Source organism: Mesorhizobium sp. L103C119B0 (genome assembly GCF_000502235.1).
Taxonomy (GTDB): domain Bacteria; phylum Pseudomonadota; class Alphaproteobacteria; order Rhizobiales; family Rhizobiaceae; genus Mesorhizobium.
Genome location: NZ_AYXE01000010.1, coordinates 169,556 through 189,120, shown reverse-complemented (window position 1 = coordinate 189,120; position 19,565 = coordinate 169,556). Strand labels below are relative to the sequence as shown.

The 19,565-nt window shown below is 63.9% G+C and carries 16 protein-coding genes, 1 pseudogene and 1 riboswitch; of the genes and pseudogenes, 8 read left to right on the top strand and 9 right to left on the bottom strand.

The features are described 5' to 3' along the window. Positions 1-610 (top strand): annotated as a pseudogene (locus X728_RS148130) (hypothetical protein); the annotation flags it as partial. A gap of 26 nt (positions 611-636) precedes the next feature. Here X728_RS148130 and X728_RS148135 read toward each other — a convergent pair. The 4 genes from X728_RS148135 to X728_RS148150 are packed head-to-tail and all read right to left on the bottom strand — an operon-like array spanning position 637 to position 3,715. Next, positions 637-936, bottom strand: coding sequence for a CcdB family protein (locus tag X728_RS148135; protein ID WP_023673676.1), 300 nt, complete (start codon positions 934-936; stop codon positions 637-639). Further along, positions 936-1,178 (bottom strand): type II toxin-antitoxin system CcdA family antitoxin, encoded by a 243-nt coding sequence (locus tag X728_RS148140; protein WP_023693600.1) that lies wholly within the window; start codon positions 1,176-1,178, stop codon positions 936-938. Before X728_RS148140 ends, X728_RS148135 begins: the two co-directional genes overlap by 1 nt. 55 nt (positions 1,179-1,233) lie before the next feature. Then, entirely contained in the window at positions 1,234-3,054 is a 1,821-nt protein-coding gene (locus X728_RS148145; protein WP_023690493.1) for an ABC-F family ATP-binding cassette domain-containing protein, read from the bottom strand. A 1-nt stretch (position 3,055) separates the two neighbouring features. After that, on the bottom strand, positions 3,056-3,715 hold the full coding sequence (locus tag X728_RS148150) for a thiamine diphosphokinase (protein WP_023690494.1): 660 nt from the start codon (positions 3,713-3,715) through the stop codon (positions 3,056-3,058). Positions 3,716-3,877: 162 nt separating this feature from the next. After that, positions 3,878-3,992: riboswitch (TPP riboswitch) on the top strand. A 43-nt stretch (positions 3,993-4,035) separates the two neighbouring features. Here X728_RS148150 and thiB point away from each other — a divergent pair. The 4 genes from thiB to X728_RS148170 all read left to right on the top strand — a co-directional run bounded on the left by thiB (position 4,036) and on the right by X728_RS148170 (position 9,398). Beyond that, the gene (gene thiB / locus X728_RS148155) at positions 4,036-5,043 is read left to right on the top strand and encodes a thiamine ABC transporter substrate binding subunit (protein ID WP_023737345.1); all 1,008 of its coding nucleotides are present in this window, start codon (positions 4,036-4,038) and stop codon (positions 5,041-5,043) included. 249 nt (positions 5,044-5,292) lie between these two features. After that, positions 5,293-6,900: a thiamine/thiamine pyrophosphate ABC transporter permease gene (gene thiP, locus X728_RS148160; protein WP_023832050.1), complete on the top strand. Its 1,608-nt coding sequence runs from the start codon at positions 5,293-5,295 to the stop codon at positions 6,898-6,900. Positions 6,901-6,908: 8 nt separating this feature from the next. After that, positions 6,909-7,661, top strand: a complete 753-nt coding sequence (gene thiQ / locus X728_RS148165; protein ID WP_031195650.1) for a thiamine ABC transporter ATP-binding protein — start codon at positions 6,909-6,911, stop codon at positions 7,659-7,661. 330 nt (positions 7,662-7,991) lie between these two features. Next, positions 7,992-9,398, top strand: coding sequence for a M48 family metalloprotease (locus X728_RS148170; RefSeq protein WP_245266161.1), 1,407 nt, complete (start codon positions 7,992-7,994; stop codon positions 9,396-9,398). 96 nt (positions 9,399-9,494) lie between these two features. Here the strand turns inward: X728_RS148170 and X728_RS148175 are convergent, their stop codons facing one another. Next, positions 9,495-10,352 carry an RNA polymerase factor sigma-32 gene (locus X728_RS148175; protein WP_023693606.1) on the bottom strand — a complete coding sequence of 286 codons (858 nt, stop codon included), beginning with the start codon at positions 10,350-10,352 and terminating at the stop codon, positions 9,495-9,497. A gap of 397 nt (positions 10,353-10,749) precedes the next feature. Here X728_RS148175 and X728_RS148180 point away from each other — a divergent pair, with 397 nt between their 5' ends. From X728_RS148180 to X728_RS148190, 3 genes are all read left to right on the top strand, one after another. Continuing rightward, on the top strand, positions 10,750-11,523 hold the full coding sequence (locus X728_RS148180; RefSeq protein WP_023832047.1) for an amino acid ABC transporter substrate-binding protein: 774 nt from the start codon (positions 10,750-10,752) through the stop codon (positions 11,521-11,523). A gap of 137 nt (positions 11,524-11,660) precedes the next feature. Further along, positions 11,661-12,341 (top strand): ABC transporter permease subunit, encoded by a 681-nt coding sequence (locus X728_RS148185; protein WP_023693608.1) that lies wholly within the window; start codon positions 11,661-11,663, stop codon positions 12,339-12,341. After that, complete coding sequence (locus X728_RS148190) at positions 12,338-13,105, top strand: amino acid ABC transporter ATP-binding protein (RefSeq protein ID WP_023820301.1); 768 nt, start codon at positions 12,338-12,340, stop codon at positions 13,103-13,105. The genes X728_RS148185 and X728_RS148190 overlap by 4 nt, the downstream gene beginning before the upstream one ends. 192 nt (positions 13,106-13,297) lie before the next feature. On the opposite strand, the gene X728_RS148195 is transcribed toward X728_RS148190, so the two are convergent. From X728_RS148195 to X728_RS148210, 4 genes are all read right to left on the bottom strand, one after another. After that, positions 13,298-13,879: a CarD family transcriptional regulator gene (locus X728_RS148195; protein WP_023673664.1), complete on the bottom strand. Its 582-nt coding sequence runs from the start codon at positions 13,877-13,879 to the stop codon at positions 13,298-13,300. Between the two features lie 426 nt (positions 13,880-14,305). After that, entirely contained in the window at positions 14,306-14,644 is a 339-nt protein-coding gene (gene fdxA, locus X728_RS148200; RefSeq protein WP_013529180.1) for a ferredoxin FdxA, read from the bottom strand. A gap of 253 nt (positions 14,645-14,897) precedes the next feature. Then, positions 14,898-15,284, bottom strand: a complete 387-nt coding sequence (locus X728_RS148205) for an RNA-binding S4 domain-containing protein (RefSeq protein ID WP_023748301.1) — start codon at positions 15,282-15,284, stop codon at positions 14,898-14,900. A 75-nt stretch (positions 15,285-15,359) separates the two neighbouring features. Beyond that, a complete protein-coding gene (locus X728_RS148210; protein WP_023832046.1) occupies positions 15,360-18,899 on the bottom strand; it encodes a helicase-related protein in 3,540 nt (1,179 codons plus the stop codon). Positions 18,900-19,565 lie beyond the last annotated feature (666 nt).

Genomic DNA, 19,565 nt, shown 5'->3' with positions numbered 1-19,565 from the left:
CGCGGCCGGCACGCCGCCCGCTGCGCCGGCGGCCGCCGCTCCCGCGCCGACCGTTGCGGTCGGCCAGAAGGCGATCTTCTACGAGGAACGCACCTCGACCGCGCAAGGTTCGGCCGAACCCGGCAGCATCGTCTGGTCGCTGGTGCAGGAATCGCCCGGCGGCGACCTGCCGCCCGAGCCGGCGATCCGCGCCGAGGCGACCATTCCCGGCAAGGACATCCAGCTGCGCATGACCATCCGCCGCAATACCGACCAGACGCTGCCGGCCAGCCACATCATCGAGATGATCTTCCTGACGCCCGAGGGCTTTGACGGCGGTGGCGTCGACAACATCCTGCGCGTCGCCATGAAGAGTTCGGAACAGGATGCCGGCAGCCCGCTGATCGGCATTCCGGCCAAGATCGCCGACGGCTTCTTCCTGGTGGCGCTCAACGACACCAAGGCCGACGAGGACGCCAATATGACCTTGCTTCGAGGCCAGGACTGGATCGACGTGCCGGTGGTCTACAAGACCGGACGCCGGGCGCTGCTGACCATGGAAAAGGGCATTCCGGGCGAGAAGGTGTTCGACGAGGCGCTGAAGGCCTGGCAGGCCAAGACGGCAGGTTGACGGGCGGCAGTAGCGGCTGCCTTCGCTCAGAAGCCCTGGAACAGCATGTCGAGGGCGGCGACGATGTCGTCGTGATGTCTAGAAAGGTTTCCCTCTGGCATCCGCAATTCGGACGCGCTGAAGGCCGACACAAACTGTGTGACCATCACAAGATCTTTGCCGTTTATAGCGAAGGTCGGGTTCAGGCGGCGGCCAGGAAGCGGGGCAATCTCGGGCGGCATCAAAGGAACGACCACCCTCGTGCTCAGCCCTTCAAGCATATCTGACTGCACGTCGAGAAGATAACCGTCGCTCTCGGTACTCCGATAGAAATCGTAACGCGCCATCAGAACGGCCGGTGTTTAGCCAATGGCAGTCCGTTCTTTCGGACATATTCGTTGGAGCTTTCGATGGCTTCCCTGTTTTCTTCTTGCCATCGACGCGTTTTCTCCGCCGCAATCGCTTTCGCGATCCCTGCTTCGGCAGCGCGGGAGATGTTGATGCCCAACGCTTTGGCGTCCTTGATCAACTGAGAGTCAATGGACGTGTTGACAGAGGTCCGCTGAGTTTTTGGCGTCGATTGAAGCACGGAGATGCCTCCTTTCATGCGCACAATATACGCGCATAAAAGACCGCAGGCAATGCTACCCCTCCATCTCCTCACGCAGCATTTCCAGTTCCAGCCACTCTTCCTCGAGTGCGGCCAGCGTGGCGCGTTCCTTGTCGAGGGCGGCGATGGTCTTTTGGAACGAGGCCGGGTCGCGCTCGTAATAGGCGGGATCGGCGATGTTGTTTTCCAAACGCGAGATCGAGGCCATTACCGCCTCGATCTTCTTGGGCAGCGATTCCAGGGCGAATTTCTGCTTGAACGACAGTTTCTTCGACGGCCCTTTTGGCGCTGCCGGCTCGCTCTTGCCCGGCGCCGGCGCATCGCTGGCTTCGGCCTTGGCGCGCGCCTTGCGGTCGTCGAGCCGGGTGCCGCCGCGCTGCGCCAGCATGTCGGAATAGCCACCGGCATATTCGATCCAGCGGCCGCCTCCGTCCGGGGCGATGATGCTGGTGACGGTGCGGTCGAGGAAGTCGCGGTCGTGGCTGACCAGGATGACCGTGCCGGCAAAGCCGGCGACAAGTTCCTGCAACAGTTCCAGCGTCTCCATGTCGAGATCGTTGGTCGGCTCGTCGAGCACCAGAAGGTTGGCCGGCCGCGCCAGAACACGCGCCAGGAGCAGCCGCGCCCGTTCGCCGCCGGACAGCTCGCGCACCGGGGTGCGCGCCTGTTCCGGCTTGAACAGGAAATCCTTCATGTAGGACACGACATGGCGCTGCTCGCCATTGATGACGAGGTTTTCGCCGCGCCCGTCCGTGAGATACTGCGCCAGGGTCTCGGCCGGATCGACCGCCTCGCGCTTCTGGTCGAGCGTGGCGATTTCCAGATTGGTGCCGAGCCGCACCGAGCCGGCATCGGGCTTCATCTCGCCGGTGAGCATCTTCAACAGCGTCGTCTTGCCGGCGCCGTTCGGCCCGACAAGGCCGACGCGATCGCCGCGCTGGATGCGGGTCGAGAAGCCCTTGACCACGGTCAGGTCGCCAAAACTCTTCTCGATGTTCTTGGCCTCGATCACCAGCTTGCCGGATTCGGCGGCGTCGCTGGCCACCATGGTCGCCGAGCCCTCGGCGCCGCGATGGCCGCGAAAACGCTGGCGCATGGTCTGCAGTTCGCCCAGGCGGCGCATGTTGCGTTTGCGGCGAGCCGTCACGCCATAGCGCAGCCAATGCTCCTCGCGCACGATCTGGCGGCCGAGCTTGTGCTGTTCGCGCTCTTCCTCTTCCAGCACAAGGTCGCGCCATTCCTCGAAATGGCCAAAGCCCTTGTCGAGGCGGCGGGTCTGGCCACGGTCGAGCCAGACAGTGGCGCGCGAGACGCGTTCGAGGAAGCGACGGTCGTGCGAGATGACGATCAGCGCCGAAGACGTCCGGACAAGCTCTTCTTCCAGCCATTCGATGACCGACAAATCGAGATGGTTCGTCGGCTCATCAAGCAGCAGAATATCGGGTTCGGGCGCCATGACGCGGGCAAGTGCTGCGCGGCGCGCCTCGCCGCCGGAGAGATCGTTGGGGTTCTCCGTGCCGGCGAGGCCGAGATGCTCCATCAGATATGTGGCGCGGTAGGGATCGTCGGCAGGCCCAAGCCCGGCCTCGACATAGGCGCGCACATTGGCAAAGCCGTCCATGTCGGGCATTTGCGGGAGATAGCGCACCGTTGCCGAAGGCTGGCGGAAGACCTCGCCGTCTTGCGGCTCGATCAGACCAGCAGCAATCTTCAGGAGCGTCGACTTGCCGGAGCCGTTGCGGCCGACGAGCGCGATCTTGTCACCGGCGGACGCCGTCAGTTCGGCGCCATCGAGCAGCGGCGTGCCGCCAAAGGTCAGTCTTATGCCGTCGAGGTTGAGAAGGGGCGGGGCCATGTCAGCTTTCAGGCAAGGGGTAGGGGTGGGCGAGCAGCAGCGCGCGGCCATGGCCGAGCGCGATTTCGAGGCCGCCCCCGGTCGTGTTGGACTTGACCTCGTTCGAGATGGTCAGCGACGAGCCGAACACGACCTCGACATGGTCGAGCGGCCACTTCGCGCCGGACACGGTGAGGCCCGAAAGATCGGAAAAGCCGAGCACCGAAAACAGCGTTCCGTCGGCATAGTCGAAGCCGGCCTTGCCAGGCAGCAGAGGGGCGCCTTCCTGCGCTCCGCTGGTCAACAGCAATTTTGTGCCGGCCTCGGCCAGCCGCAGGCTGAGCGCCAGATGGAGGAAGGCGTGGTCGGCGCGCTTGCCGCCGAAAGCGCCGGCCAGCACCAGGCTGGTGGCGCCGCGTTCCAATGCCGCCGCGATCGCCAGTTCGCCATCGGTCTTGTCCTTTTCGGGAGGAAACACCTCCCGCGGCACGGCGGCGAGATCGGCAGGCAGGTCCGCCGGCACGGAATCGAAATCGCCGACCCACAGCTCCGGCATCACGCCGAGCAGGCGGGCATGATCGATGCCGGCGTCGGCGGCGATGACGCGCGTGCCCGCGACCTGGCGGTCGAGCCGCGGCGTGCGGACGAGATCGCCGCCAAGCAGGATGGTGAATGTGCTCATATCCGCTGGCCCTTACCAGCCCCGCCGACGAAACGGAAGGCCGAGCGGCACCGTCACTCTTTGTTGGAGCATGATCTTTTTCCGGAAACGGATTCCACTTTCCGGGATCACGCTCGGGCAAACTTCCACTTGCGTGGCACCTTGGCCGGGCCTATGTGTCGAAACGCTCTAACGGGGTGCCGGACGCGATCTTCGCGGACCGGCTGAGAGGCAGTCTCGCCAACCCGCTGAACCTGATCCGGTTTGTACCGGCGGAGGGATTAGACGCTTCGGACAGCCCGACGCCTCAATTCCTTTCAACACGAATGAAGGAGGCGCCGATGCGCATTTTTTTGTCCCGTCTTGTCCCAGCGCTTGGGCTTGCTGTTTCGCTACTGGCAAGCCCTGCGTGCGCGCAGGAAAAACTCACGATCTATACCTATGAGAGTTTCACTGCCGACTGGGGTCCAGGCCCCCAGGTGAAGAAGGAATTCGAGGCCGAGTGTGGCTGCAGCGTCGACTTCGTCTCGGTGGCCGACGGCGTCGCGCTGCTCAATCGCGTCAAGCTCGAAGGTGCGTCGACCAAAGCCGATATCGTGCTTGGCCTCGACACCAACCTCACCGCGGAAGCCAAGGCTTCCGGCCTGTTTGTCCCACATGGCGCGGTGGCTGAAAACAACGTGCCGGGCGGCTGGAGCGACGACACTTTCGTGCCCTACGATTATGGCTATTTCGCCGTCGTCTACGACACCGAGAAGCTGAAGAACCCACCGAAGAGCCTGAAGGAATTGGTCGAGGGCGATGCCGCCGACAAGATCGTCATCCAGGATCCGAGGACGTCGACGCCGGGCCTTGGCCTGCTGCTGTGGGTTAAGTCGGTCTATGGCGACAAGGCGCCGGAAGCCTGGGCGAAACTCAAGGGCAAAGTGCTGACGGTGACGCCGGGCTGGAGCGAGGCCTACGGCCTGTTCACCAAGGGCGAGGCGCCGATGGTGCTTTCCTATACGACGTCGCCGGCCTACCACATGGTGGCGGAGAACACCGGGCGCTACCAGGCGGCCTCGTTCGAGGAAGGCGAGTATCTGCAGATCGAGGTCGCCGGCATCACCACCACGGGCGCGAAGAATCCGCTGGCGGCGAAGTTCCTGGCCTTCATGACCGGGCCGAAATTCCAGGATGTCATTCCGGAGACCAACTGGATGTTCCCGGCCGGGAAAACCGACAAGCCGCTCAATCCGGCTTTTGATAGGCTGGTCAAGCCGGCGAAGACCTTGCTGTTCAGCCCGGAAGAGGTCGCGGCAAATCGCAAGGCCTGGGTGGATGAATGGCTGGCGGTGATGAGCAAGTAGGAATTCAGGATGGCGCTTGAACACCCCCCTCTGGCCTGCCGGCCATCTCCCCCGCAAGGGGGGAGATCAAGCGCTCGGAAGCTTTCGCCAACCTCCAACGCTGCGAGGATGGGGCGGGGAGCGAAGCTGCTAATCTCCCCCCTTGCGGGGGAGATGGCCGGCAGGCCAGAGAGGGGTGGGCGGGAACTCGACTTCCGTGAAATATTTGCGTCAGCAGCGAACGTGCGCCGTAGGGTTGGATAGCGCGAAATGCGTGCGCACTATCCCTCTGACCCCCGCATCACGGCCGGCATTGTCGCGCTTGCGGCAATCGCGCTGCTGATCGGTGGCGCCTTCGCCGGCCTTATCCGCGAAGGCGCGCACGACCTTTCCGGCGCCGCGTCCGCCTTTGACCTCTATCTCCTGCGCGTTGTCCGCTTCACGCTCTGGCAGGCTGCGCTCTCGACTCTGCTTTCCGCCGTACCGGCGCTCTTCGTCGCCCGGTCGCTGTCGCGGCATCCGCGCTTCTTCGGACGCGGCTTCATCCTGCAGCTGTTCACTGTGCCCCTTGCCTTGCCGGCGATTGTCGGAGCGCTGGGCATACTGGCGCTCTATGGCCGCGCCGGTTATTTCGCCGCGATCGGTGGCCAGAGCTGGCCCGACATCTATGGGCTGTCGGGCATCCTCGTCGCCCACGTCTTCTTCAACCTGCCGCTGGCGACCCGGCTGTTCCTCGAAGCGCTGGGAACGGTGCCGGCCGATCAATGGCGGCTGGCGAGCCAGCTCGGCATGGGGGCGAGGCCAGCCTTCCGGCTGATCGAGTGGCCGGTGCTGCGCGCCGCGCTGCCGGGCGTCGCCGGGCTTGTCTTCATGCTTTGCATCACCTCCTTCACCATCGTGCTGATCCTCGGCGGCGGGCCGGCGGCGACGACGCTGGAAGTCGCCATCTATCAGGCGCTGCGTTTCGACTTCGATCCGGCGCGAGCGGTGACGCTGACCGTGCTGCAGATCGCGCTGACTTTTGCCGTCATGCTGGCGCTGACGCGGCTTGGCGCCAATATGACCGGCGACGCCAATTTGCCTGTCGCGCCGCGCCGCTATCACTTGGCCGGCAAAGCAGAAACAGCGTTCAACGCCGTCCTGATCGTGCTCGCCTTGCTGTTCGTCGCCGGACCGATGGCGGCCACCGTTGCCTCCGGCCTCGGCGCCGATCTCGGCCGGCTGGCGGGCGAGAGTGCCGTGCGTCAGGCGACGCTGACCAGCGCCGGTCTCGCCTTCTCGGCGGCGCTACTTTCGGTGGCGCTGTCGCTGTCGCTGATCATGGCGCGGCGGGCACTGTCGCTGCGCCGCCGGTCCAGTGCCCGTTCATTGCTCGAACATGCCACCGACACCGGCGCCGGCTTCGTCCTCGTCGTGCCGCCCATCGTCATCGGCGCCGGCTGGTTTCTCCTGCTGCGCACGGTCAGCGATGTCTTTGCCATCGCGCCGGTCATGGTCGTCACCGTCAATGCGGTGATGGCGATGCCCTTTGCCATCCGCGCGATGCGCCCGGCCTATGATGCGGCGAGCGAGCGCCACGAAAAGCTGTGCGCGCAGCTCGGCATTGCGGGCTGGAACCGGCTGCTTCTGGTCGACTGGCCATCGCTCCGGCGGCCGCTGGCCACCGGCTTTGCCTTCGCCATGGCGCTGTCGCTCGGCGATCTCGGCGTCATCGCGCTGTTCGGCAGCGATTCGGTGCAGACCTTGCCCTATCTCCTGCTGGCGCGCATGGGCAGCTATCGCACGGCCGATGCTGCCGGGCTGGCCTTGCTGCTTGGACTGGTCTGCCTTGCGCTGGTGGTGGCCGCGGATTGGCTGGGACGAGGAGAAAGATCGTGACTTCCGCCATGGAAAAAGGCGCGGCCGTGCGACTGGACAAGGTCTCGTTCAGCTATGGCGAAGTGCCGTTCCTGTTCGATGTCGAATTCACTACCTCGAAGATCACCGCCATCATGGGGGCGAGCGGTTCGGGCAAATCGACCTTGCTCAATCTGGTGGCCGGTTTCGAGACGCCGCAGTCCGGTCGTGTGCTGATCGGCGGCGCCGATGTCGGCGCTTCTGCCCCTTCGGCACGGCCGGTCTCGATGGTGTTCCAGGAGAACAATCTGTTTGCTCATCTTTCGGTGGAGAAGAATGTCGGGCTCGGCCGCTCGCCATCGCTCAACCTGACCGGGACCGATCACGCGGCAATCGCCGAGGCGCTTGACCGCGTTGGCCTCGCCGGCAAGGAAAAGCGCCCGCCGCGCGAACTCTCCGGCGGCGAAAGGCAGCGCGTGGCGCTCGCCCGCGTTCTGGTGCGCGACCGGCCGGTGCTGCTGCTCGACGAGCCGTTCGCTTCGCTCGGGCCAGCACTGCGCGACGACATGCTCGACCTGGTGGCCGGCGTTCATGCCGAGCGGGCGATGACGGTGCTGTTCGTCACGCATCAGCCGGAAGACGCTCGCCGTATCGGCGAGCAGATGGTTTTTCTGGACAATGGCAGGGTTGCCGCGACGGGACCTGCCGCCGATTTTTTCGACGGCACTGGCCCTGAAGCGTTTCGGCGCTATATCGGCGCAAGTTCGGGCGGATCACGCGATATTGCCCGGAAGCGGACATAATTTACGACCAAACCGGCTACAGGTGATGTGGCGCTTGCTTGCCATGGTCCAGTCGATGTGGCTAGGTCCGCTTAGTACTGGTCCGGCACGAGCCGTGATTTGCCCCTACAGCGCCGCACCCGGCCGGATGCGTAAACGCTGTAGGTTTTTTGATGTGTGCAGGATTGCCAACGAAGACCGATTTTTCGCTGGCGCGGACCCCGGTCCAAATCATGCGCCGAGAGCTGAAGGAACGCCGTGCTGCCGACCGGCACTGACACTTTGAAACGCAGACCGCTGGTGCGCTTCCTCGCGCTGGCCGGCCTTGCCGTGGCGCTGGCCAGCTGCCAGATGTTCACGCCTCCCGAAGTGCAGGAATCCGGCTTCCAGCCTTCCGACAAGCCGATCACGGTCGACAATGTCGCCGCCAACAGCAAGCTTGCCGAACTGGCGAAGGCGCAACATCCGCGCATCCTTGCCACCTATGGCGGCGAATATTCCGATCCTAAGCTCGAGCGCATGGTGGCCAAGGTTGTCGGCAGCCTGACCGTGGTGTCGGCCAATCCGACCCAGACCTATCGCATCACCATCCTCAATTCGCCCAACGTCAACGCTTTCGCGCTGCCGGGTGGCTATCTCTACGTCACCCGCGGCCTGCTGGCGCTGGCCAATGATTCGGCCGAACTCGCCGCCGTCATCGCGCATGAGATGGGCCACGTCACCGCCAATCATGGTCTGCAGCGACAGCAGCTCGAGGCCGAGGAAGGCCTGGCGACCAAGGTGGTCTCCGATGTGCTGGGCGACAGCCCGACCGCCAAGCAGGCATTGATCCGCGGCAAGCTGAGGCTGGCGCAGTTCTCGCGCAACCAGGAGCTGGAGGCAGACGCCATCGGCATCAAGTCGATCGGCGAGGCGGGTTACGATCCCTATGCCGCCGGGCGTTTCCTGCAGTCGATGTCGGCCTATACAGATTTCCGCTCGATCAGCGGCGCCACCGACGCCAGCCTCGACTTCCTGGCTACGCACCCCAACACGCCGCAGCGAATTGATCTGGCGCAGCGTCACGCCCGCCAGTTCGGCGCGCCGGGCATCGGCACGCGCGACCGCGATTCCTTCCTGGCCGGGATAGACGGCCTGCTCTATGGCGACACGCCGGAAGAGGGCTATGTGCGCGGCCAGACCTTCCTGCATCCGGGCCTCGGCGTATCGTTCACGGTGCCCGACGGCTTCATCATCGACAATTCGGCAGCGGCGGTGACGGCGACCGGTCCCGGCGACATGGCGATCCGCTTCGACGGTGTGTCGATCGACAAGGATCGTGCGCTGACCGACTACATCAGAAGCGGCTGGGTGGCCGGTCTCGACGAGACCAGTGTGCGCCAGGAGACGATCGACGGCAACGAGGCGGCGACAGCTCACGCCGGCGCCGATGGCTGGCAGTTCGACATTGCGGTGATCCGCGCCGGCGGCCAAGTCTACCGGCTTTTGACAGCGGCCCCCTCGGCCAGCACGACACTCGATCCGGTGGCACGCTCGGTCAGCAGTTCGTTCCGCGTGCTCAGCCCCGCCGAGAAAGCGGCACTGAAGCCGCTGCATATCCGCGTCGTCACGGTACAGGCCGGGCAGACGATGGGCACACTTTCGGCGCAGATGGTCGGCGTCGACCGCAAGCTCGATCTGTTCCGCGTGCTCAACGCGATGTCGCCGGGCGCCTCGGTTTCGGCCGGCGACAAGGTCAAGATCGTCACGGACAGATAGCGCCGGTCTTCGTCAGAAACCCCAGCCTTCGTAGTGCTTTTTTCTGAGATAACTTTTCTGAGATAACTCGGGGCGGTACCCCTGTTCCTGGCAATCTCACGCTGCCATGAATTCGGGGTTCTGCTTGACCAGCGCGAGCTTGAGCTTTTCCATGGCGCGGGCCTCGATCTGGCGGACACGCTCCTTGGAAATGCCGAGCGTCTCGCCGAGCGCCTCAAGCGTCGCACCTTCGTCGGTCAGCCGACGCTCCTCGATGATCCTGAGTTCGCGGGCATTGAGCGCGCGGAGCGCCGTCTTCAGCCACATCAGGCGCCGTTCGACGTCGATGGTGTCGCCGGCGACCTCGTCAGGCAATGGATCGTCCGAAATCAGGAAGTCCATCCGCTCGGTGGTACCGGCCTCATCGGCGAGGGGTGCGTTGAGCGAAGAGTCAGGTGCTGAAAGCCTGGAATCCATCTTCTCGACATCGGCCTCGGAGACGCCGAGGGCTACCGAGACTTCGCGGTAGAGCGTGGCGTTAGAGATCGGCTCGGCGCCGTTGGCAAGACGGGCGCGCAGGCGCCGCAGGTTGAAGAACAGCGCCTTTTGCGCCGAAGAGGTGCCGCCGCGAACGATCGACCAGTTGCGCAGGATGTAGTCCTGCATCGAAGCGCGGATCCACCATGTCGCATAGGTCGAGAAGCGCACCTCGCGCTCCGGCTCGAAACGCGCGGCTGCTTCCAGCAGCCCGACATGGCCCTCCTGGACCAGATCGCCGAGCGGCAGGCCGTAATGTCGGAATTTCGAAGCCATGGAGATGACCAGCCGCATATGGGCGACGGTAATCTGATGCAGCGCCTGCTGATCCTGGTCTTCCTTCCAGCGCAAGGCGAGAACATGTTCCTCATCGCGCTCGAGGTAAGGGGCTTTCATTGCCGTGCGGACCATGGTCCGTCCTGCCGTGTCTTCGATCATGCCGCGCTCCTGCTCCCGGACATTTTCGGACGGCCTGGCGGCCGTTATCTCTGTTTGACGCAATTCCGAGGGAAACCGCTTTCCCACTTTCCTGGAATTGCTTCGGGCCTAGCGCAGCCAAGGGTTCTTGAAATGGAAACGCGGCGCCCTACAACAAGCCATGAACGTGCCACACCGGGGATTGGTTCCGCCGCCGATGGCGGTTGTTTTGTGCGGTCCGACAGGGCGCATCGACACCGCAGATCGGGACTATTGGCACCGATCCGAGCTGCTTTGAGAATCTGATTTCTGGATCGTCGTTTTTTTGAAATCTGGTTCCTTATTTTGCTGCGCTGTATCTGTCAGTTTCCGGCTCTCACAAGCGCCGGACACCGGCCAAGGACGGGATCACACAGAAATGAAATGGCTCAAGTCGCTCATCGTCGCCGGAACGCTTCAGGTTCTGGCTGTTACATCAGGCCATGCCGGCGCCAATCTTGACCAGATCAAGCAGGCCGGCACCCTCAAAGTCGGCACCGAAGGCACCTATGCGCCCTTCACCTATCATGATGCTTCCGGCGCGCTGGTCGGCTTCGACGTCGAGATCGCCAAGGCGATCGGCGACAAGCTCGGCGTCAAGGTCGAGTTCCTCGAAGGCAAATGGGACGGGCTGATCGCCGGCCTCGACGCCAACCGCTACGACGCCGTGATCAACGAGGTCGGCATCACCGACGCGCGCAAGGCCAAGTACGATTTCTCCGATCCTTACATCGCCTCCAAGGCCGTGCTGATCGTGCGCGGCGACAACACCGACATCAAGACCTTCGCCGACCTCAAGGGCAAGAAGTCGGCACAGTCGTTGACATCGAATTTCGGCAAGCTCGCCGAGACCAACGGCGCCGAACTCGTCGGCACCGAAGGCTTCGACCAGTCGATCCAACTGCTGCTCACCGGCCGCGCCGACGCCACCATCAATGACAGCCTGTCTTTCCTCGACTTCAAGAAGCAGAAGCCGGACGCCAATGTGAAGATCGCCGCGCAGGAAGAGAACGCCGACTATTCCGGCGTCATCGTGCGCAAGGGTGATCCGGAGCTGGTCGCGGCGATCAACAAGGCGCTGGCCGACATCAAGGCCGACGGCACCTACAAGAAGATCGCCGACACTTATTTCGGCCAGGATGTCTCGCAGTAAAGACCATCTCCCGGCGGTTTGCCGGCAATGACAAATAGCGGCGGGCCGTCTTTGACGGCTCGCCGTTTTTCGCATGATATGAGAAGCACACAATCGCACTGCCGTCACCGCGGCGGTCTGTGAAGGAGGAGCCGTTCGTGCCGCACTGGCTACACCTGATGCTGGATTCGTTGCCGACACTGCTGTGGGCGGCGTTGATCTTCACCGTACCGCTGACATTGCTATCGTTCGCACTCGGCCTGTTCGTCGGCCTCGTTGTCGCCCTGGTGCGGCTGTTCGGTCCCAAGCCTCTGGTTGCCGTGGTCCGCTTCTATGTCTGGATCTTTCGCGGCACGCCGCTTCTGGTGCAGCTGTTCCTGATCTTTTACGGCCTGCCTTCGGTCGGCATATTGCTGGACGCTTTTCCGGCGGCGCTGATTGGCTTCACCCTCAACATAGGCGCCTACAGTTCGGAAATTATCCGCGCCGTGATCGGCTCGGTGCCGAAGGGCCAGTGGGAGGCGGCCTATTCGATCGGCATGACCTGGAGCCAGGCGATGCGGCGTACCATCCTGCCGCAAGCCGGCCGCGTCGCCGTGCCGCCGCTGTCCAACACCTTCATCTCGCTGGTCAAGGATACCTCGCTGGCCGCCGCCATCACTGTGCCGGAGATGTTCCAGGCGGCGCAGCGCATCGTCGCCACCACCTATGAGCCGCTGATCCTCTATGTCGAGGCGGCGATCCTTTATCTGGCGATGAGCTCGGTGCTTTCGGCCTTGCAGACGCGGCTGGAGGAGCGGCTCAACCGTTATGGCGGCTTCCTGGAGGCGCGCTCATGATCGGCCTCACCGACATCGAAAAGCGCTTCGGCGACAATCTGGTGCTGAAGGGCGTGACGGTCACCATTGCCGAAGGCAACGTCACCGCGCTCGTCGGCCCCTCCGGCGGCGGCAAGAGCACACTGCTGCGCTGCATCAACCTGTTGGAGATCCCGACCTCGGGCATGGTGCGCATCGGCGACGAGACGCTGGAATTCCGTCCCGGCGTCAAGATCCCCAGCCGCGACATCCAGCGCCTGCGGCTGCAGACCGGCATGGTGTTCCAGAATTTCCAGCTGTTCCCGCATCGCACCGCGATCGAGAACGTCATGGAAGGCCTGGTGACGGTGCTGAAATGGCCGACGGCAAAGGCGCGCGAGCGGGCACTGGCGCTGCTCGAGAAGGTCGGCATGGCGCACAAGGCGGACGATTGGCCGGCAACGCTGTCGGGCGGCCAGCAGCAGCGTGTGGCGATCGCCCGCGCCTTGGCGCCGTCGCCGAAAGTGCTGCTTTGCGACGAGCCGACCTCGGCGCTCGATCCGGAACTGGCGCAGGAAGTGGTCGACGTGCTCGGAAAACTCGCCAGCGAAGGCACCACCATGGTGATGGCCACGCACGACCTTCGCCTTGCCTCCAAGATCGCGCAGGAGGTGGTGTTCCTCGATGCTGGCGTCGTCGTCGAGAAGGGGCCGTCCACCGTGGTGTTCAGCAATCCGGAGCGTGAACGGACGAAGCGTTTTATTGCGACGCTGAAGCAGGAGGCGGAGAAGGAAGCCGGCGGCTGAGCCTTCTACCTCCCCCTTGTGGGGAGGTCGGACGGAAGGTCCGGGTGCGGTCTGGGGTCGTCCCCATCCTCGCTGCTTCGCAGCGACCCTGCCTGGGCGAGCCACGGGTCCCGCCCGTCCTTGGAACCCCACAAGGGGGTAAAAAAACCCGGCACAAGGCCGGGTTTTTCATGATTTCGACGGTGAAAGCGATCAGGCAGCTTCTTCCTGCTCGGCTTCCTCATTGTCGGCCTTGGCGCCGCGCTTCGGGCCCTTGTTGAGGTTGACCTCGATCAGGCGCACGGCTTCGGTTTCCGACATGCGGTTGACTGCCGCGATCTCGCGCGCCATGCGGTCGAGTGCCGCCTCATAGAGCTGACGCTCGGAATAGGACTGTTCCGGCTGGTTGTCGGCACGGTAGAGGTCGCGCACGACTTCCGAGATCGAGATCAGGTCGCCCGAATTGATCTTGGCATCATATTCCTGCGCACGGCGCGACCACATGGTGCGCTTGACGCGGGCGCGGCCCTGCACGACCTTCAGCGCGCGCTCGACATAATCCTCTTCCGACAGCTTGCGCATGCCGATGGAGGTCGCCTTGGCGACCGGAACCTTCAGGCGCATCTTGTCCTTCTGGAAGTCGATGACGAACAGTTCCAGCTTGTGGCCCGCAACTTCCTGCTCGTCGATCGAGACGATCTGGCCGACGCCGTGTGCCGGATAGACGATGTACTCGCCGGTCTTGAAACCGTGGCGTGCCGAGGTGGACTTCTTCTGCGGGGTGATCGTTGCCATTACGCCCTGAACTCCTTGTTGTGGCACCGGCGGCCTGCCGGTCCGAACGCATGCGACCGGGGACACCGATCGTTAGCCGCACAACAGATGAACCCATCGGAAAAAGCCGGGACCGGCAAACCGCATACATAGCGACTGCCTGGCCCAGATCGCTCTGGTCCGATTGGGGATTTCACCTTTCAGTGATTTGGGGCGCTTGCGCCATAAATCGACGTTGTGTCACCGGCATGTTTCAACTGGTGTAGCACAAAAAGTCGGAAGAATCAAGGTTTTGCTGCAAACGCGAAGGTCGAGCGCCATCGCCGCCTGTCAAGGCAGTTAATGTATGATGCGCGTTACGCAGCGTTATGACGATCCAATAGGCCGCACTTTTTTGCTTTGCGCATCACCCTTTCCGAAATCGATTCCGATTCCAGCGTCATGTGCTCAGTCGCCTTCGCCGGGCTCGGCGGAGAAATATTTCTCGAACTTGCCGGCCTCGCCGTCGAAGCTCTTGGCATCTGCCGGAGGCTCCTTCTTGGCGGTGATGTTGGGCCATTTCTCGGCGTATTCGGTGTTGACCTGCAGCCATTTGTCGAGGCCCGGCTCGGTGTCGGGCTTGATTGCATCGGCCGGGCATTCCGGTTCGCAGACGCCGCAGTCGATGCACTCGTCGGGATGTATGACAAGCATGTTCTCGCCCTCGTAAAAGCAGTCGACCGGACAGACCTCGATGCAGTCCATGTACTTGCATTTGATGCAGTTGTCGGTCACGACATAGGTCATTGGTCGGCTCCGGGACGTCCCGTTCTTGCTAGAGCGACGTGCGTCCACTTGGACGCATAAAGTACGCTCTAACACTTTGAATCTGCGCATCGTGCCTTCCGAAAAATCGATTTCCGATTTTCGCGCCGATGCGGCGGCTTTTTTGGTGAGGTAACGCCTTTGCCTGCCGCTTGCAAGGGCAGCCATTGCAGGCGGGGCCCGCGTGTCCGGAATGAAATTCCAGACCGCCGGCATGGCGCAGACGGCCAAGGCTTCAGTCTTCGCCGAACAGCCGGTCGGTTTGCCTGCGCTCTTTCTTGGTCGGCCGGCCGCTGCCGGCGTCGCGCAGCGCCGGAATGGCATCGGCAACAGCCTCGCCTTTTGGGACCGGCGGCGGGGACATGTCCTCGTAGAGCGTGCGCGCTTCCTCGGCCGGACCGCGACGCACGCCGGTGCCAAGCACCTTCCAAACGAAGATGCGGCGCTCGTGCGTAATGGTCAAAACGTCGCCAGGCTTGACCAGATCGGAGGCCTGCGCTGCTTTGTCGCTGTTGATGCGGACGCGTCCGGCGACGACCAGCTTGGCCGCCAGCGAGCGCGATTTTATCGCGCGCGAAAAGAACAGCCACTTGTCGATGCGCTGACGACCTTCAGCAACCATCGCAGCGAGTTATCTCTTGTTGGAGCATGATCTTGTCCGAAAACCGATTCCACTTTTCGGGATCATGCTCAGAGCCTACTTCTTCAGCTGGTCGCGCAAGGCGGCGAGCTTGGCGAAGGGCGAGTCCGGATCGAAGCGCGCCGGGCGTTCCTCGCGTGGCTTGGCCTGGAAAGCCGGCTTGGCGCCTTGCGGTCCGCCTTTGCCTTCCGGCCTGCCGCCTTTCCAGTCAGGCCGGCCCTCGCGCGGACGCTCGCCTTGCGGCTTGCCGTCGCGGCGCTGTTCGCCCTCGGCCTGCGGCTTGGGCTTGAACTTCGAACGGTCGAAGCGTGGCTTGGCGGCACCGTCGCGCTGGTCGCGCCGGCCTTGGTAGGCCGGCCGCTCGCCCGTTGCGGGCTGTCCGCCGGCAGCGTCGGCCGGCGCGTCGGCGCGGGCAGCCTGGCCGTTACGCGGGCGATTGTCCCGGCCTTGACGATGGCGCGGGCGCTGCTCGAAACGACCCTGCCGCCACAGCAAGATGGGCTTTGGCGCTTCGGCTTCGGGGACAGACTCAGCGCTTCCACCCTCCCCCTCGTGGGGAGGGTCGGCGCGCAGCGCCGGGGTGGGGGCAGCGCCGGTTTCGGCGGTTGCACTTGCATCGTTTGCACTATCTGCTTCGTCAGCGCTGTCACCCGCGTCGCTTCGCGCCGCGGCCTCCGCCATCGAGGGGGAGGTAAGGGCGTCGGCGTTTTCGGCGACGGTGGCGTCGGCAGTGTCGTCAGCTTCCGCAACAGCCGGAGCTTCTTCCGCGATTTCTGCGCGAGCTTCGACTTGCTCGTCCGCGACAGGCTCTGCCGTTGCTTCCGCGATGGCTGGAGCTTCGGCGGTGGCTTCAGCGGCCGGAGTTGGCTCCGAACCCTCGGGAGGCGCGCCCGGCTGAGCGTCCGCAGCAACAGCCTCCGCTGCGGCTTCGGCGACGGGCTGCTCAGCCGCAGGCTCAGCGGCGGCAACCGCATCCGGCTCCGATCCAACGGCCGGCGCTTCAGCGGCGGCTTCTCTTGCAGCGGCTTCCGCCGCCTTGGCCTGTTCGGCTTTTGCAGCCGCGTCCGCAGCCAGCTTGGCGGCAGCCGCTTCCCGCGCCGCATTGTCCTGTGCTTCGAGCCGCGCCTTGACCTCTGCCGGCGGCTTCGGCTCGGCGCGGTAGCCAAGGCCTTTCAGGATCTCTTCCATGTCGTCGGCGGTTGCGCCGAGGATGGACATCATCGGCGGCGTCACCATGAAGGACTGGCCGTCATAGGCGCCGTCCGGGCGCTGTCCCAGACCGGGCTTCCAGTTGGTCGCAGGCCGGATCAGGTCGGCCAGCCGTTCCAGAATGTCGATGCGCACGGCGCGGCGGCCGAGATTGCGGTAGCCGGCGAGCTTGTAGAAGCTCTTGTCGAAAGCCGGATCGATGACCACCGAGGTGCGGCCGGAGGCCAGCGCGTGCACCACGTCGCCAAAGCCGGGCTTGTCCTTGCCGTCGTTCTTCAGCGCCCACAAAAGCGTGATCAGTCCGGCGGGCGCCGGCTTGATCAGCGCCGGCACGAAGACGTGGTAGGCGCCGAAGCGCACACCGAGCCGGCGCAAGGCGGCGCGACCCTCCTGGTCGAGCGACTTCATTTCCTCGGCGATGTCGCGGCGGTTGATGAGGCCGAAATGCTCGACGAGCTGGAAGGCGATGCCACGGCCGATGCCGGCGATCTGCTCGGCATTCTTCAAGTCGACCAGCGGCTTCAGCAAGGATTCGATCTGGAAATTGACGAAGCGCTCGGCGCGCGCGGCGACCTTGTCGCGGGCGGGACCGGTCAACTGCTCGTCGGCCAAAAGCACCAGGCGCGGCTTCAGCGCGTCCTCGCCGGCAACCAGCGTGCCGATCGGCGCGCCGATCCAGCGCAGCGTGCCGTCGGAGCCGAGCGCAAGGTCGCCATTGGCGCAGGCGCCGAAGCGTTCGGCACGTGCCTCGAACTCGGCGGCCAGCGCTTTTTGCGCTGCCGTACGCACGGCCTTGGCGTCTTCGCCGCCGGCGCTCTGATCGGCGGTGAAGCGGAACCCTTGCAACTCGCCGACATGATGGCCTTCGACAAGGACGGTTCCGGTAGGACTGATTTCGGCTTCAGGCATTGTATTTTCTCTAAGGCGCCGCATGAGGACGGAAGTCCTGCGGTCTACAAACCGTTTCGTCAACCGCTCATGCAGCGCATCCGACAATCTGTCTTCGATTTCGCGCGTCTTTTCCCGCCAGTGTGCCTGATCGGCCAGCCAGCCCGGCCGGTTGGACACGAATGTCCAGGTGCGGATCTGCGCAATGCGGTGCGACAGCGTGTCGATGTCCCCCTCGGTCGTATCGGCGCGGCGCACCTGCTCGGCCATGTAGTTCTCGTCGACATGGCCGTGTTTGGCGAGGTCGGTGTAGATAGAAGCGATCAGGTCGGAGTGCTGGGCCGGCGCGATCTTGCGGTAGTCCGGCAACGCGCAGGCTTCCCACAGCAGCGCGACGCGCTTGGCATTGGTAGCCAGCGCGCGGATGTCCTCGTCGCGGGAGAGATGTTCGAGCGCCAGCGCATCGACCGCCGGCAGCGCGCGCGTCAGGCCTTCGACCGGCGCGTTGGCCTCGATCGAGCGCTTCAGCGCGTCGAGGCTGGCGAAGTCGAAATGCGCGGTGCGCCATTGCAGCACCTTCACCGGATCGAACTCGTGCCCCTCGATGCGCTTGACCAGTTCCTCGTCCAGCGGATCGACCTGGCCGGTGACGCCGAAGGTGCCGTCGCGCAGATGCCGGCCGGCGCGGCCGGCGATCTGGCCGAGCTCGGCCGCCGTCAGGTTGCGGTACTGGTAGCCGTCGAATTTGCGGTTCTGGGCGAAGGCGACATGATCGAGATCAAGGTTGAGGCCCATGCCGATGGCGTCGGTGGCGACGAGATAGTCGACGTCGCCTGCCTGGAACATTGCCACCTGGGCGTTGCGGGTGCGGGGCGACAGCGCGCCGAGCACGACCGCCGCTCCTCCTTGCTGGCGGCGGATCAGCTCAGCGATGGCATAGACCTCGTCGGCGGAGAAAGCGACGATCGCCGTACGCCGCGGCAGGCGGGTCAATTTCTTCGAACCGGCATAGGCCAGGTGCGATAGGCGAGGGCGCGTCACCACCGAGACGCCTCTTAGCAGCTTTTGCAGGATGCCATGCATGGTGGCCGCGCCGAGCAGCAGCGTTTCCTGGCGGCCGCGCAGGTGCAGGATACGGTCGGTGAAGATGTGGCCGCGCTCGAGGTCGCCGGCGAGCTGCACCTCGTCGATGGCGACGAAGGCAACGTCGGTCTCGCGCGGCATGGCTTCGACGGTGCAGACCGAATATTTCGCGCCGGGCGGCTGGATTTTTTCCTCGCCGGTGACGAGCGCCACCTTGTGGGCGCCGACCTTTTCGCAGACGCGGGCATAGACCTCGCGCGCCAGAAGGCGGAGCGGCAGGCCGATAATGCCGCTCTCATGCGCCACCATGCGCTCGATGGCGAGATGGGTCTTGCCGGTGTTGGTCGGACCCAGCACGGCAGTCACGTCGCGGCCCGACAGGATCAGCGGCTCGGTGTGTTTCGGCTGGATGTTCATCGGCCTGGAGATGAGGCTTTCTGCATCGTGTTGTCGGGAGCGCGCCTCGCATGGCGCGTATGACAGGCGACACATAGGGATTTCAGGCGCGAAGCGAAAGCGGAATGTTCCGGCCGGCAGTCCCACGGTTCGTCTTTGAGGTCTCAATTAACAGTTGGAACGAGTCTGGAACGAATCGGCGACGAATCAGTGACTCCGGCAGATTCAGCTTTTGTTCACGGCTACATGTTGATTTTGCGAGCCTGAGTCTCACCATATGCTGAATCGCGGAAACTGGCCCGATTCCTGCAAGGCGACCATTGGCGTTAACCTTTGCCGGCGGGGCATCGTCGTGATCCGATACGCCTCGGCCAACATTATGAAATTGTTGAATTTTCTTAATCGGCCTTAACCATTTGCCGGTGATTTTCGGCCTTGGTCGTTAACGTTGCGCTCAAAGCCGGAACGAATCGGCGATGAATCAGCGATGGCGGGATTTTCCTTGTTTGTTCACCCCAACATGTTGTGTTATCCACAGCTTGTCCACCGAGAATTCACAGCTTGCGAACCGGGTTTTGCACAGGGCGCCTGGAAATCGTTAATCTTTGCGTGCCGGAACGGGTCAATGTCTAGCGCAGCCCGGGAACACCGCCGGCCGGCGATGAAAAAACGGGCCATAAGCCGGCC